Raw genomic sequence first — 14,007 nt, forward strand, 5'->3', positions numbered from 1 at the left:
GTTTCATCACCCAAGAATCCCATCGCTTTAGCTGTGGGAGTGTCAATAGATGAATAGTGAAGATGAGGCTCCTTTTCAGTTTGAACTGGGCGTCATGATAAAGTATCAATTTATCGTTTGTTGACGAGAACGCGGCTCTCTAAGTCAGATATTCTGTTCTTATGGTCTACATTGTACAGCAAGACCCAATAGAAATCTTCGCCGTCCACTCTGAACTTCGTGATGGCTTGTCTCGTTCCAGTTCCAATGTTGTCACTGCCAAAGGGGACAGTGTAGAATGAAGGTTCTGTGTGCTTAAGAGTCAAGGACTCCCGGTCGATTTTTGCTCTTAGACTCAGTTTCATTGCATAGGATTTCACGCCAATAGAAGTATACCAATATCGGTTAGACGAATAGATGTCCTTACCGTTAGCTGCAATACTGAACGTAATACCAGACTGGTTTTCCAGAACCTGAAGATCTTGAACTCCCCATCCATAGGTTTCTTTGAACTCCTCCAAGGTTAAAGCGTTGCTCATGAAAAGACTGTCCCTACCCAGCATACTGAGGACCTCTTCGGAATTCTTATTGTAGTAATCAACAGCAAAGAGAATACATACAAATAAAGCAGTAAATAGGACTCCTTTCATGAACTCATTATTTTTCATCAAGATTCCCCCTTTTTTTGTTATGGACATATGATTAACGGTAAAGCCAAAAGAAGATAAAGGAACAGTTCCGTGGTATATAGCTCAGATTCATCGTCATCTGAACTGTTAGTGTTATAAAACAAGAAATATCTAGAGCTGTTTATTGTTTCTCAATTGATAAGAATATAAATCTTCAGATATCTTAATTAAATTTAATATACAATAAAGTGATAATTGAATCAATATCAAAAGTGGATAAATGGATTTTATAAAGAATGGTCCAGACTGACATCCGATCCACCCAGTCTCTCGGCAATGAATGTGATGCAACTTTAAGTTGCGAAATCAGCTGATTCGCAACTTAAAAGTGGTTGTACTGCTATAAAAGATAGTAGATAATGATATGCAAAGGGGTGATATGATGAATTTTGGAAGAAATCTGCAATATCTTAGAATGATATCAAAAAATATGACACAGGAAGATCTGGCTCAAAGGTTGGGCGTCTCGAGACAAACCATCTCCAAATGGGAACTCAACCAGGGAAACCCAGAGCTCACAAAAATCAAAGAAATCTGTACGCTTTTTAATTGTAAGTCCGATGATCTTCTTTTTGGAGATCTGAAAATTTCCAGTGATGCCTACTCAGAAATCACCATAGAGAAGCTGGATGAGTTCCGGTATATGAAATATACTGTCATTTCGCCTGAGCCTGAGGACGATGCAATTCGGAGGATAGAGCTTTTAGCAAAAAATCTTCATCTAAAAGATCCGAAAATCATCGGATGGGATTTTCCTTACTTGTCTCAGGAACAAATCAATGTTTACCATATGCATGGATATACCGCTGCTCTTGTTCTGCCTGAGGGCTTCGAGATCAAAGAAGGCGGTCTTCCGGTGGAAGTCAGAAAGGCAGGAAGCTATGTGACCATCACCATCGAAGAGCCAATGAAGAATCCTTTCCATCTCATCTCCAATGCGTTCAAATCGGTTTTCCAGTATATCGATGTCAACAGGTATCCGCATGGAAGGTTCTGCTTTGAATATCAATACAAGAGGAATGGAATAGAATATATGACCATTTATGTGGCCATTGAGTAGGAGGGAATATGAAGAATTCTGTAGGTGACAGGATTGATTTTGGTGGTATTCTATGGCGTATTCTGGACCTGCAGAAGGAAAAGATGCTGATGCTCACCGAGGATATACTGTTTCAGAAAGACTACCATGAAAAACCAGTAGAGATCACATGGAAAGAGTGTTCACTGAGGGACTATCTCCATAAAGAGTTTCTCGATAGATTCTCCATTGAAGAAAAAAGCAGGATTCTAGAAGTGACCAATAAAAATCTCGGTAATCCCTGGTATGGTGGAATGGAGGAAGAAGATACCGTAGACCGTGTCTTCCTTCTCTCTTTAGATGAAAGTGTCCGGCTCTACTTTGGCGACAGCAGCAAGCTTCTGGACTTCAGAAGCCCAAAGCAGCGCTACTGGTTTCAGAGAAAGGATTTGAACAATGTAAAAAGAAGAGCTGTATTTGATTCCTGCAGCTGGTGGTGGTGGATCAGAACATCAGGAAAAAATGGAAAGTATGCCGGATATATCCATGGAGATGGAAACATTGGGATTCAAGGTAATGGTGTATCGAAAAGAAACACCAATGTGATCCATCCGCACACTGGAAGTGCTGCGGGCGGTGTGCGGCCAGCCATGTGGATCCAGATAAATAAAAAGGAGAGGGATTATGACAAAATTTGAGGAAGGCATGAACATTCTAGAAGAACGTTTTGGAAGGGGCAAAGACAATGTCATTGCCTTGGCGACCATTTCTCTGGAGAATAGCCAAGATGGATATCCGATGCCCTGCGTCCGGGATGTGGATGCTTATTATGAAGATGGCGCTTTCTATGTGGTGACCTATGGAACTTCCCATAAGATCCGGCAGATTGAGGCGAATCCCGAAGTATCTGTTTCTGTGAATTTTGAAGATTTTTTTGGCAGCGGCAGAGGGGAAAATCTGGGCTGGGTGCTGGACCCCAAAAATGCAGAAATCAGATCGAAGCTCAGAACTGTCTTCAAGGACTGGTATGATTTTGCCAACAATGAAGCAGATGAGAACTGCTGCTTTTTAGCCATTCATCTGAAGAAGGGCACCCTACGAATCAACCATGGGGAGAACTTCTATCATTTTGATTTTGAAAACAAAAGAGCAGAGTAGAAGCAGACAGAATAAGTTCTACTTGAATGAAACAGAAGAACGCCATGAGTTAAAATTTTGTGACTCATGGCGTTCTTTTCCATAGGCTATTTTCTTTCAGTTCATTCTATCTTTTGATGTGTTTGGCAGCTCCACATAAAAGGTGGTGCCTTTACCAGGAGCCGTCTCCACACGAATGGAGCCTCCGTGAAGGGTGACGATTCTATGGGCGATGGTCATGCCAAGACCATTGCCGCTTGCCCCGTGAGAAGTATCTCCCTGATAGAACTTGTCAAAGATGCGGGAAGCTGTGTCCTCATCCATCCCCGGTCCCTGGTCCCGGATAACAAAGATGAAAGAAGAGACCTTCTCTATGATGTGCACCTTGATGACAGAACCATCCGGAGAGAACTTCACTGCGTTGTCCAGAAGGTTTATGAATACCTGCTTCATGAGCTCTTCATTGGCATGGAGCATCAGTTCTCCTCTTTCGAACTCAATACCCATGTTTCTCTCACTCCACTTGCTGTACATCATGGCAATGATGAGGCGGATCTGCTCACTGACATTATAGACCTTCTTATCGGTGATGATGGCTTGGTTTTCAAGCTTTGACAGGCTCAGCACCTGATCCGCAAGGTCCGCAAGACGCTCAGATTCACCGATGATGGTGTTAAGATACTCGCTCCGCATCTCTTCTGTCAGATCCTTTCTTTTCAGAATCCTCGCAAAGCCCCGGATGGAAACGATGGGTGTTTTGAATTCATGGGAGAAGTTGTTGACAAAATCAGTTCTTAAAAGCTCCACACTGGCCAGCTCCTCTGCCATATGGTTGAAGCTGTCCGAAAGCTGCTTCAGTTCATAAGGCCCCTTCAGGTGGATTCTCGCACTGTAGTCTCCTTCTGCAATCCTGTCTGTGGCCTTCATGATCTCCAGCAGAGGTTTCAGGGGCTTCTCGCTGAAGAGGAAAGCAAAGACAGTTCCGATGACAAGGCTGATGATGGCGAAGATGAGAAGAGAGAGTCTATGGTCATAGTCAATGACGTTGACTCCCATTTTTAGAAGCATGAATCCAAAGAGAAAGATCACCACAGAGGAGCCAAACATGATGATGCAGACGATGAGGGCAAAAAGAAGAGCCAGCTGTACTCTTTTGAGCTTTCTTTTCACTCTATCCATGGTGGATCACCGCTTTATATCCGATGCCGCGGATGGCCATGATATCAAACTCAGGAGCATCTTCAAAACGCTTTCGGAGCCTGTTGATGTGGACATTCACCGTCACATCGGACGTCTCGGTATCCATACCCCAGATCTCGTCCATGAGCTGAAGTCTTGTAAAAATCTTATCCGGGTAGGAAAGGAGCTTATAGAGGAGATAGAATTCTTTCTGAGGGAGGGTCTGGCTCTCGCCTTCTCTTGTCACCGTCAGAGCATCATAGTCCAGGGTGATTTTTCCCACATGGAGTTTATGTTCGTTGGCGATGGAGGCTCTTCTTAAAAGCGCTTTGATCCGAAGAAGCATTTCTTCTTCCTTTACCGGTTTCACCATATAATCATCGGTTCCGGCGATGAATCCCTTTGAAAGCTCTTCCGGGAGGTGCTTGGCTGTGACCATGAGAATTGGCGTGTTATCTCCGACACTACGAAGGTGCTCTGTGAACTCATAGCCATCCATGTTTGGCATCATCACATCCAGCACAATAAGATCAATGTGATGATTCTCCATCATCTTCAGGGCATCCAGTCCATCGGAGGCTGAAACCACCTTATAACCGGAGAGCTCTAGGACAGCTTTCATAAGTTTTGCGGTGCTTTTGTCGTCTTCCACGACCATGAGCTGAAACATAAAAAATCACTCCTTCAATGGGAAAATTATACCATACTACATAAACTGAAGATAAACTCCCTTGCAGCCATAGAGAACTATTCTGGAAGAAAATATTGAAAAAAAGAAAGTGATACGTTTTCAGTTTATTTTCAGTTTTTCTAAGGGCAGTAGAATAACAGTCGTTAGATCAAAAGAAGGAGACGAACATATGCTGCAGATTAAAAACATCAGTAAGAAGTATCAGACAGGAGACCTCATTCAGACTGCTCTGGACGGAGTGAGCCTGAACCTGAGAGACAATGAGTTCGTGGCCATCCTGGGTCCCAGTGGATCCGGAAAGACCACGCTCCTTAACATCATCGGAGGGCTGGACCGCTATGACAGCGGAGACCTCATCATCAATGCCATCTCCACCAAGAAGTATAAAGACAGAGACTGGGATTCCTACAGAAACCATACCATCGGTTTTGTGTTCCAGAGCTATAATCTCATCCCCCACCAGAGCATCCTCTCCAATGTAGAGCTGGCCTTGACCATTTCCGGCATCTCCAGAAAAGAGAGAAAAAACAGAGCCAAAAAAGCACTGGAAGAAGTGGGACTTGGTGAGCAGATCCATAAGAAGCCGAACCAGATGTCCGGCGGACAGATGCAAAGAGTGGCCATCGCAAGAGCCCTTGTGAACAACCCGGACATTCTTCTGGCCGATGAGCCCACAGGCGCACTGGACACAGAAACCAGTGTCCAGGTCATGGAGCTGTTAAAAGAAGTGGCAAAAAACAGACTGGTGGTCATGGTGACCCACAATCCGGAGCTTGCAGAGGAGTATGCCACAAGAACGGTCAGATTACGGGACGGAAGGGTTGTGGATGATACAGACCCCTATGAAGTGGAAGCGGATTCTTTAAAAGAAGCCGAGCATAAGAACATGGGAAAAGCGTCCATGAGCTTTATGACCTCTCTTTCTTTGTCCTTCAACAACCTGAAGACAAAGAAGGGAAGAACCATCCTTACAGCCTTTGCAGGATCCATCGGAATCATCGGCATTGCGCTGATTCTATCCCTCTCCACTGGCGTGAATCAGTATATTGAGGACATCCAGAAGAGCACCATGGCTTCCTATCCCATCACCATCGAAGAGAGGACCTTTGATCTCAGCACTGTCATTGCAGAGACCCCAGCCCCAGGGTTTGCTGAAGAAGAGGCTGACCATGCTCTGGACGGCGTCTATGTCAACGGCTCTGATTTGGAGCAGGCTTCCAAGGTTCAGACCAACTACAATGAGAACAATCTCACGGAGTTCAAGAAGTATCTGGATAAAGAAGACAGTGAGATCCATGAGTATGTGGGTGAAAATGGCATCATCTACAGCTACAATACGAACTTCAGTATCTTCACAAGAGACAGTGAAGAGGCTCTGGTGAATACCGATGGCAGTACACTGGAGGACAAAGAAGAAAATTCCGGAAGACCTGGCGGTGGGATGTTTGGTGGAAATCTCATGGGCGGAAGCGCAGGAAACTTTACAGAGCTTCTTCCTGGAGTGAATGGGGAGGGCATCAGCACTGCCATTACAGACACTTACGATGTGGTGGCAGGAGACTGGCCAAAAGAGTTCAATGAGATGGTGCTGGCTCTGGATAAAAACAGTGAGATTTCAGCCACCAAGCTCTATGAGATCGGCGTACTGCCCACCTCTGAATACAAAGAAATCATGGATCAGATGGAAAATGGTGAGGAAGTCACCATCGAAAACAGAAAGATTGATTATGAGGAAATCATGAATCAGCCGTTCTATCTGCTGCCTGCCGTTGATGCTTTTGTGAAAGAGGAGAACGGACAGTACAGACAGCAGACAACGACAGAAGAACTGGAAAATCTTCTGGAAAATGCAGTGGAGATGAAAGTCAGCGGGATCATCAGACTGAAAAAGGAAGCAGAGTATGCCTTTGTCAGTGGCGTCTTTGGCTACACCCAGGCTCTTACAGATTATCTCATCGACTATACCAATGGTTCAGGGATTGTGAAAGAGCAGGAAGCTTCCAAAGAGATCAATGTGCTCACAGGTGTCAGCTTTGCGCCCGCTGATGATGAGGCGAAGATTGAGGATGCCAAGAAATATCTTGCTACCTTAGGTGTTACAGAGAAAGCAAATCTGTTCCGGACCATCCTGGCCAGCGGCCAGGGCAGCACACCTGGAGACGGAAACGGTATGCCAGGGGCAGGGGCACCAGGACAGAGCGGGCAGATGGGAGAAGTGGAGCTGGCAGCCATGTTTGACAGCTATATCCAGGACCCTGAGGATGAGACCATCCTAGCAATTTACGAAAGTTATATTTCTCCTGGAAGCTATGAGGAGAACATGGAGAAGTTCGGGGTGGTAAGTCTGGATGCTCCGTCTGCCATCAACATCTATGCGGACAGCTTCGATGCCAAAGACAAGATTTCTGAAGCCATCGAAAACTACAATGGCACTGTGGCGGAAGAAAACAAGATCGTCTACACCGATTATGTGGCCATTCTGATGTCTTCTGTCACCACCATCATCAATGTGATCACCTATGTGCTCATTGCCTTCGTGGCAGTATCTCTTGTGGTGTCTTCCATCATGATAGGAATCATCACCTATATCTCCGTACTGGAAAGGACCAAGGAAATCGGAATTCTTCGAGCCATTGGTGCTTCCAAGAAGAACATCTCTCAGGTGTTCAATGCGGAAACCTTCATCATTGGGATCATCACTGGATTCATTGGAGTAGGGGTAACGCTTCTTCTTCTCATTCCAGGAAATGCCGTGATTCATGCCATGACGGGACTTGACACAGTGAATGCGGTGCTTCCACCAGTGAGTGGAATGGTACTCATCGTGCTCAGTATCCTTCTTACCGTGCTCGGTGGTCTTCTGCCAGCAAAGAAAGCAGCGAAGCAGGACCCTGTGGTTGCCTTGAGAACGGAATAAAAAAAGAAGCAGCAGGTATAAAATATCAGAAGAAGCTGATTTTTAAACATGGGCGGGAGTATCGAAGGGTACGCCCGCTTTTTGAGTGTCATGAAATTTAGTGGAGCGTAAAGGAAACCTGGGGCTCAGTATGTTCATTCACTGGAATGATGGTTGATTGATAAGCCTATGAGTTGAATACAGCTCCCTTGTATTTCAGTTTCAATCCAGTATGATGAAGACAGAGAGAAGAAAAGGAAGTGGTTATCGTGAACATGCAGGAAATCATCAGGAAGAAAAGAATGGAAAAGAACCTTTCTCAGAAAGATCTGGCGGAGTATCTGGGGGTCACGTCTTCTGCAGTGAGCAAGTGGGAAAAGGGCAAGGCTCTGCCTGATGTGACCCTCCTTGGACCCTTGGCAAGACTTCTTAAGGTGTCCTTGGAGGAGCTGCTTAGTTTTCAGCGGGAGCTGTCTCCAGAAATGGAAAAAGGATACTTGGAAGAACTTCATAGAAAGCTGAAGGAAGAGCCTTACATGGAAGCAGTCCAGTGGGCAAGGGAGATTCTCCTTACTTATCCTTCTTCCTATCATCTTATGCTCTGGGTCACGAGCCTTCTGGAGTCCCATACTGTGATGTCCCAGGAGAAAGTGCCTGATGAGAATAAGGACCTATTTGAAAAATGGTATCTGAGGGCTCTTGAGCATGGAGAGGAAAAGGAGAGACTCTTAGCTGCAGAGAGGCTCTATTATTTCTATCTGAGAGACGAAAACTATAAGAAGGCGGAAGAGATGCTTACTTATTTCTCTCAGGAAAATCCCCAGTGGAAGAGAAAAAAGGCGCTGCTGAAAACGAAGACCGGAAACCTGGAGGAAGCCTGGAAAACCTATGAGGAGCTGCTCTTTGCCACCTTCCAGATGGCCAATGAGACTTTTCAGGAAATGACCGTTCTGGCCATGAAGAAAGAGGATATGGATCGGGCTAAGCTTCTTATAGAGAAGCAGACGGCCCTTGCCAGAGCCTATGACATGGGGCTTTATTATGAGGCGTCACCAAGGCTTGAGCTCGCTGTTTATGAGAAGGATCCGGGTGAAACGAAGAGAATCGCCGAGGAGATGCTGGAAGGGATCGAGAACTTAGATCACTTCACCCGTTCTCCCTTATATGCTCATATGACCTTTAAAGCTTTCAGCCCGGACTTCAAAAATGAGATGAGAGAGAATCTTCTGCAGGCTCTGAGAGATCAGGAGACCTTTGGATATATGGAAAAGGAGGGATTGGAACAAGCTCAGAAAAACTTGTAGGAGGACTGGAATAAGACAGGGGGTTGATTTGAACCTTAGTACGCAGTGGTTCTGATTGACTTATTCTTACTGATTAAAGTATAATTAATAATAATCAGAGAGATGATTAGTAAGGATAAATGACATAAATTCATCATCAGTGAGGTGAGAGGAAAATGAGAGAGAGCAGTACCGTTGAGTTCAAGAGAGAGTTCACAGAAGACCTGAAGTACGCAGTGGTTGCATTTGCCAACAGTGATGGAGGGAAACTCTACATCGGCATTGAGGATGATGGAAGAATTCGAGGCGTGGATCAAGGGGAGGACCTCATAGTAAGAGTAAGCAATATGATTAGAGATACGGTGAAGCCTGATGTTTCTATGTTTGTCCAGTATGAGATTCTATCTCTGGAGGAAAAAGAAGTGCTGCTTCTTCAAGTTTCTCGAGGGACAGGCCGCCCCTATTATCTGCAAGGAAAAGGTATCAGACCACAAGGCGTCTATATCAGGCAAGGTGCAGCATCCGTTCCTGCTTCAGAGACAAACATTCTACATATGATCAAAGAGACCAGCGGAGACCGCTTTGAGGAAGCAAGGGCCATAAACCAGCAGCTCACCTTCCAGAAGACATGGGACTACTTCAGAAAAAAAGAAATCGAGTTTGGAGAAGCTCAAATGAGAAGCCTGAATTTCCAGGATGAAGACAATATGTATACAAATCTAGCGATGCTGTTTTCTGATCAATGCGTGTCTTCCATAAAGATGGCGGTGTTTGAAGGCAGCAAGAAAACTGTATTCCGGGATCGAAGAGAATTCACAGGGTCCATTCTCCATCAGTTGGAGGAAGCGTATGGGTTTATACACAAGTACAACAGAAACCGCTCAGAATTCAGGGGACTGGAGAGAGTAGACCGGCAGGATTATCCAGAAGAGGCCATCAGAGAGGCTCTTCTGAATGCCATTGTACATCGTGATTACGCAGTGAGAGGATCCACTCTAATCAGTATTTTTGATGATCGAATCGAATTTGGGACCTTGGGTGGGTTGGTTCGTGGGATTGCGTTTAGTGATCTTATGCTTGGTGTTTCGGTTCTTAGAAACGAAAGGCTAGGTCAGATCCTCTACAGATTGAAACTGATTGAAGCTTATGGGACAGGAATGCTGAAGATTCAGGAGAGCTATCAAGACGAGCAGAGGAAGCCGGAAATCAAGGTGGCAGAGAATTCATTCAAAGTAATCCTGCCGAACAGAAATTTCGAGCATGCAGCAGATATCCCTGCACTTAAAGAGAAAGTAGGAAAATACAGGGTTCTTCACGAAGAATCCAGGGAGGGAAAAATCCTGAAGCTGTTCATGAGAAAGAGCAGTATCTATAGAAAAGAAGTGGAAGATGAACTTTCAGTCTCTCAGGCTACTGCGGTTTTACTCATCCGAAGCTTAGTAGAGAAAGGGATTCTCCAGAATGTTTCTGGTGGTAAATACAGCAGATATGAGCTTGGGCTTGAAGGAGAAAAGGTTCTGAAGATGATGATTGAGAACCTTTGATGTGTTTAGGTCCCGAAAAGGGAAAAGGTGCAGAGGTTTCTTCATGAGAGAAACTACTCTGCACCTTTTTTAGGAGCGGTACTGTAGAATTTTTCTTTTCACTGGAGATCTTGAGAGTCCTGCGTTGATGACAAAGGCTAAGATGCCACCGATGCCAAACTGCACAATGTTCCAAGGCACACTGAAAATAGAAGCCAGGAAGTTTCCGTATATGATACCAGAAGCTACATAGTAGCCCAGTACCATGACAATGCCTGCCACAATCATGCCCACCAGCTGACTGAAGGTGATGCCATAGCGGTCCTTCAGCTTAAAGAGGATGAGAGAAAGTAAGGGGAGGCCGATGGCCACCACGAGGAGCTGGATGTTCAGGTTCTTTACAATCTCCCCTGCCAGGGCAATGCTGGAAGCGCCTTCCACATTTTCCATGATGGTTTCTAAAGTGGTGTTCCCTGCGGTGTAGATAAAGGCAAAGAGGGAACCGATCCATAAAAGGGAAGTCCCCCAGAGCACATGCTTCTGGTTTCTTTTCTCACTGGAGAAGTATCCGACGATAAAGCCCATGAGGCCTTTTATGAGGAGCGTGGGCAGTGCCCAGTGGGCATAGCCCCCAAGAAGGTCTGCCATGGCAGATCCGATGCCTGCAGCCACTGCGCCATGGACAGGTCCCAGAAGAATGCCCCCTAGAAAAATAGCGGTATCTCCTGCATGAATGTATCCATTGGTGAAGGGAATAGGAATTTTGATCACAGAGGTTGTGATGAACACAAAAGCCGTCATCAGGGCTGTATAGGTCAAAGTTCTAATGTTGCTTTTCATAGGTACTCCTTCTTCATCTTGTATTCAACTTGAGTATACTTTATAATTGACATCATCAATAGGTACAATTTAAGTGATTTCAATAAGGTCAGATGAGGTGAGAGCATGATCGGATATATGATGAAATTTGAGGATGGAACAGGCATCCCTAAATATATTCAGCTGTATGAACGGCTGAAAGAGGATATCCTCAAAGGAATCCTGAAAAAAGGAGAGAAGCTCCCTTCTGTAAGGTCGGTTTCTGCGTCCTTGGGCGTAAGCAAGATCACGGTGGAAAATGCCTATACACAGCTTCAGCTGGAAGGGTTTGTGGAAAGTGTGCCGAAAAGCGGATTCTATGTTCAGGACATAGAGAGCACTCTTTGGGATTTTGGTAAGGATCCTGGAGATAAAGAGAAAAAGGGGCATGTGCCGGAAGAAATCCCCCAGGACCGGGCCAGTGAGGGCACCTTCAATTTTCAGGAATGGAAGAAAGCCATTAACCATGTGCTGGAATATCGGAGCGACGCTCTTTTAAGTGTTGGAGACATTCAAGGGGAGTATGAGCTGCGCCTGGAAATTGCAAAGTTCATCAGCCAGTCGAGAGGCGTTCGGGCAGAGCCCAGTCAGGTGGTGGTGGGGGCAGGGATCCAGGTGCTTTTCAGTCTTCTGGCCTCTTTTCTTCGGACTTCTATCCAGGAGATTGCTTTTGAGTACCCAGGATTTTCCAAAGGCATGTATGTGTTTGAAGACCATGGCTATGAGACCTTGAAGATTCCCATTGAAGATGACGGGTTAAGGATTGAGGACCTGGAAAAGAGCAGAGCGAAAATTGTCTATGTGTCTCCCTCCCATCAATATCCCACCGGCAGTGTCATGCCCATACGAAAGAGAATGCAGCTGCTCAGCTGGGCGGAAAGGGAGAAAGGCTACATCATTGAAGATGATTATGACAGCATTCTTCGCTATGAAGGATACCCGGTGCCAGCCCTTCAGGGTATATCCACCAGCGACCGGGTGATTTATGCTGGGTCTTTTTCGAAGCTTCTTATACCGTCTCTTCGCATCAGTTTTCTCATCCTGCCCCACGAGCTTCTTGAGAGCTTCCATATGGTGAGAAATAGATACTCCCAGTCTGTATCAAAAACCGAACAGCTGGCTCTGGCAGAATACATGCGGGATGGCTCCTTTGAGAGGCACCTTCGAAGAATCCGAATTCTTTATAAGAAAAAGAACCAGCTGCTGGTGGAGGCCTTCAAAAAATATCCCACGGAATATTTTGATCTGGTGGGCAAAGAATCGGGACTTCATGTGGTCTTGTCCTTTGCAAAAGAAGTGTCACTGCCCTATATGGTGGAACGGGCGAAAGCGGAAGGCATTGCCTTGGAAGGGGTAGAGGAATATCAGGACAACAGGATCCTCGTCTTCTCCTACAGCGGCATCAAGGATGAGGAAATGGATGCTGTGGTGAGAAAACTGGTGAGATGCAGTGAGGATGCAGTGAGAAAGGAAGTGGACTGAACATGGATGGAATACTTTTTGAAACGGAAAGGCTCTATTTCAGAGCCCTTCAGAAAGAGGATCTGGACGAGATCATGGAGATCTGGGGAGACGAGGAGGTCATGGCGTGGAGCGGCGGTGCCGGAACCATAGAGCAGGAGGAACGGTCCCTCTCTTTTTATCAGACCATGCAGAAGGAGAGGGGTTTTTCTCCGTACCTTGTGTTTCTAAAGGAAACGGAAGAAGCAGTGGGCGTCTGCGGATTCAATCCGCCGGTGGAAAGTTTTCATGCGGAGCTTCTTTATCACTTCAAGAAAAGACATTGGGGGAAAGGCTATGCCACAGAGTCCGTCCTTGGAGTGACTCAGTATGCCAAAGATGTTTTACATCTCAGAAGCATCATTTCTTCTGCAGACCCCAGAAATACATCCTCCCAAAAGGTGCTGGAAAAAGCTGGCTACCGGTATATTGGGATGAAGTGGTACGAAGATCTTTCCCAGGAGGAGCCCACCTATGTGTGGGAGAGTGATGAAACAGCATAGAAACAGGGAAGTGCCTTGAAGAGATTCCAGGCACTTTTAATATGCGAAAAAGAGTGTTCCAGAACCTCATCTCAAGTGTAAAAATCGTTGCGGGAGAGGCTTCTACAGAGTATGATGAGAGTAAGATAACAAAGAATTGTATCTTTGTGAAATCATTAGAAATTCCGTGGGACAGAGTTCAGGAATTTGGAGTTTTAGAGGGGGTGAAGCAGCTTGATCATTGTGTATGCGTCAAAAACCGGGTTTACGAAAAAGTATGCGAGTATGCTGTCGGAAAAGCTTGGGGTGGATATAGTGGATGTGAAGGAGCTTCCTAAGGTGCCAAAAGAGTCGGAGGTGCTGTATCTAGGCTGGATGAAAGTGGGGAAAGTTCAGGGACTTCAGAAGATGAAGGGACATAAGGTGGTTGCGGTATGCGGATCCGGAACAGGCAGGAGTGCAGAACCCAGTGAAGAAGAAGTGAGAAAGCGAAATGGCCTTGACAATACCCCGTTTTTTTATCTTCGTGGCGGATGCAGACCTCTTCGTGATCTCAAGGGGATGGATAAGGTGATGCTTTCGATGTTTGTGAAAGCGATGATGAAAAGCGCAGAGAAGGATGAACGGAAAAAGGAGGCGGTGGATATCATTCTTCATGGCTTTGATGGAGTAAAAGAAGAAAATCTAATTCCGGTTTTAGAATGGGCTGAAAAAAGAATGTCTTCATTAGAGAATAGGTAGGGGTCCATGAAATGGTGAATGATCATTGGCA

13 protein-coding genes are annotated in these 14,007 nt (G+C 45.5%); 9 read left to right on the forward strand and 4 right to left on the reverse strand.

The genetic code is table 11. From position 1 onward, the window contains the following. Window positions 1–110: 110 nt before the first annotated feature. Window positions 111–647, reverse strand: coding sequence for a hypothetical protein (locus tag DEF30_RS00125; protein WP_294094889.1), 537 nt, complete (start codon window positions 645–647; stop codon window positions 111–113). 403 nt (window positions 648–1,050) lie between these two features. Between DEF30_RS00125 and DEF30_RS00130 the strand changes: the two genes are divergently transcribed. Genes DEF30_RS00130 through DEF30_RS00140 form a run of 3 tightly spaced genes read left to right on the forward strand, consistent with a single transcriptional unit; the run spans window position 1,051 to window position 2,844 of the window. Beyond that, window positions 1,051–1,728 (forward strand): helix-turn-helix transcriptional regulator, encoded by a 678-nt coding sequence (locus DEF30_RS00130; protein WP_294095002.1) that lies wholly within the window; start codon window positions 1,051–1,053, stop codon window positions 1,726–1,728. A gap of 8 nt (window positions 1,729–1,736) precedes the next feature. Further along, the gene (locus DEF30_RS00135) at window positions 1,737–2,384 is read left to right on the forward strand and encodes a DUF6273 domain-containing protein (RefSeq protein WP_294094892.1); all 648 of its coding nucleotides are present in this window, start codon (window positions 1,737–1,739) and stop codon (window positions 2,382–2,384) included. Next, the gene (locus DEF30_RS00140) at window positions 2,371–2,844 is read left to right on the forward strand and encodes a pyridoxamine 5'-phosphate oxidase family protein (RefSeq protein WP_294094896.1); all 474 of its coding nucleotides are present in this window, start codon (window positions 2,371–2,373) and stop codon (window positions 2,842–2,844) included. The genes DEF30_RS00135 and DEF30_RS00140 overlap by 14 nt, the downstream gene beginning before the upstream one ends. A gap of 96 nt (window positions 2,845–2,940) precedes the next feature. Here the strand turns inward: DEF30_RS00140 and DEF30_RS00145 are convergent, their stop codons facing one another. After that, a complete protein-coding gene (locus tag DEF30_RS00145; protein ID WP_294094898.1) occupies window positions 2,941–4,002 on the reverse strand; it encodes a HAMP domain-containing sensor histidine kinase in 1,062 nt (353 codons plus the stop codon). After that, window positions 3,995–4,672 carry a response regulator transcription factor gene (locus DEF30_RS00150; RefSeq protein ID WP_294094901.1) on the reverse strand — a complete coding sequence of 226 codons (678 nt, stop codon included), beginning with the start codon at window positions 4,670–4,672 and terminating at the stop codon, window positions 3,995–3,997. Before DEF30_RS00150 ends, DEF30_RS00145 begins: the two co-directional genes overlap by 8 nt. Window positions 4,673–4,862: 190 nt before the next feature. Here DEF30_RS00150 and DEF30_RS00155 point away from each other — a divergent pair, with 190 nt between their 5' ends. The 3 genes from DEF30_RS00155 (at window position 4,863) to DEF30_RS00165 (ending at window position 10,416) form a co-directional block, all read left to right on the forward strand. Next, entirely contained in the window at window positions 4,863–7,610 is a 2,748-nt protein-coding gene (locus tag DEF30_RS00155) for an ABC transporter ATP-binding protein/permease (RefSeq protein ID WP_294094904.1), read from the forward strand. A 254-nt stretch (window positions 7,611–7,864) separates the two neighbouring features. Next, window positions 7,865–8,893 carry a helix-turn-helix transcriptional regulator gene (locus DEF30_RS00160; RefSeq protein WP_294095004.1) on the forward strand — a complete coding sequence of 343 codons (1,029 nt, stop codon included), beginning with the start codon at window positions 7,865–7,867 and terminating at the stop codon, window positions 8,891–8,893. A gap of 155 nt (window positions 8,894–9,048) precedes the next feature. Further along, window positions 9,049–10,416 carry an RNA-binding domain-containing protein gene (locus DEF30_RS00165; RefSeq protein ID WP_294094907.1) on the forward strand — a complete coding sequence of 456 codons (1,368 nt, stop codon included), beginning with the start codon at window positions 9,049–9,051 and terminating at the stop codon, window positions 10,414–10,416. A gap of 69 nt (window positions 10,417–10,485) precedes the next feature. Here the strand turns inward: DEF30_RS00165 and DEF30_RS00170 are convergent, their stop codons facing one another. Next, window positions 10,486–11,235 (reverse strand): ECF transporter S component, encoded by a 750-nt coding sequence (locus DEF30_RS00170; RefSeq protein WP_051651667.1) that lies wholly within the window; start codon window positions 11,233–11,235, stop codon window positions 10,486–10,488. Window positions 11,236–11,340: 105 nt separating this feature from the next. On the opposite strand from DEF30_RS00170, the gene DEF30_RS00175 reads away from it, so the two are divergent. The 3 genes from DEF30_RS00175 (at window position 11,341) to DEF30_RS00185 (ending at window position 13,976) form a co-directional block, all read left to right on the forward strand. Next, window positions 11,341–12,735 (forward strand): PLP-dependent aminotransferase family protein, encoded by a 1,395-nt coding sequence (locus tag DEF30_RS00175; RefSeq protein ID WP_294094927.1) that lies wholly within the window; start codon window positions 11,341–11,343, stop codon window positions 12,733–12,735. A gap of 2 nt (window positions 12,736–12,737) precedes the next feature. Beyond that, window positions 12,738–13,256: a GNAT family N-acetyltransferase gene (locus DEF30_RS00180; protein WP_294094930.1), complete on the forward strand. Its 519-nt coding sequence runs from the start codon at window positions 12,738–12,740 to the stop codon at window positions 13,254–13,256. Between the two features lie 222 nt (window positions 13,257–13,478). Then, window positions 13,479–13,976, forward strand: coding sequence for a flavodoxin domain-containing protein (locus DEF30_RS00185; RefSeq protein ID WP_294095005.1), 498 nt, complete (start codon window positions 13,479–13,481; stop codon window positions 13,974–13,976). Window positions 13,977–14,007: the final 31 nt, after the last annotated feature.

This window comes from Proteiniclasticum sp. (assembly GCF_003514505.1).
Classification (GTDB): Bacteria; Bacillota; Clostridia; order Clostridiales; family Clostridiaceae; genus Proteiniclasticum.

Bases quoted from the DNA above. Each gene is read 5' to 3' on its own strand.
- DEF30_RS00125 (WP_294094889.1), bottom strand. From the start codon at position 647: ATGAAAAATAATGAGTTCATGAAAGGAGTCCTATTTACTGCTTTATTT.
- DEF30_RS00130 (WP_294095002.1), top strand. From the start codon at position 1,051: ATGAATTTTGGAAGAAATCTGCAATATCTTAGAATGATATCAAAAAAT.
- DEF30_RS00135 (WP_294094892.1), top strand. From the start codon at position 1,737: ATGAAGAATTCTGTAGGTGACAGGATTGATTTTGGTGGTATTCTATGG.
- DEF30_RS00140 (WP_294094896.1), top strand. From the start codon at position 2,371: ATGACAAAATTTGAGGAAGGCATGAACATTCTAGAAGAACGTTTTGGA.
- DEF30_RS00145 (WP_294094898.1), bottom strand. From the start codon at position 4,002: ATGGATAGAGTGAAAAGAAAGCTCAAAAGAGTACAGCTGGCTCTTCTT.
- DEF30_RS00150 (WP_294094901.1), bottom strand. From the start codon at position 4,672: ATGTTTCAGCTCATGGTCGTGGAAGACGACAAAAGCACCGCAAAACTT.
- DEF30_RS00155 (WP_294094904.1), top strand. From the start codon at position 4,863: ATGCTGCAGATTAAAAACATCAGTAAGAAGTATCAGACAGGAGACCTC.
- DEF30_RS00160 (WP_294095004.1), top strand. From the start codon at position 7,865: ATGCAGGAAATCATCAGGAAGAAAAGAATGGAAAAGAACCTTTCTCAG.
- DEF30_RS00165 (WP_294094907.1), top strand. From the start codon at position 9,049: ATGAGAGAGAGCAGTACCGTTGAGTTCAAGAGAGAGTTCACAGAAGAC.
- DEF30_RS00170 (WP_051651667.1), bottom strand. From the start codon at position 11,235: ATGAAAAGCAACATTAGAACTTTGACCTATACAGCCCTGATGACGGCT.
- DEF30_RS00175 (WP_294094927.1), top strand. From the start codon at position 11,341: ATGATCGGATATATGATGAAATTTGAGGATGGAACAGGCATCCCTAAA.
- DEF30_RS00180 (WP_294094930.1), top strand. From the start codon at position 12,738: ATGGATGGAATACTTTTTGAAACGGAAAGGCTCTATTTCAGAGCCCTT.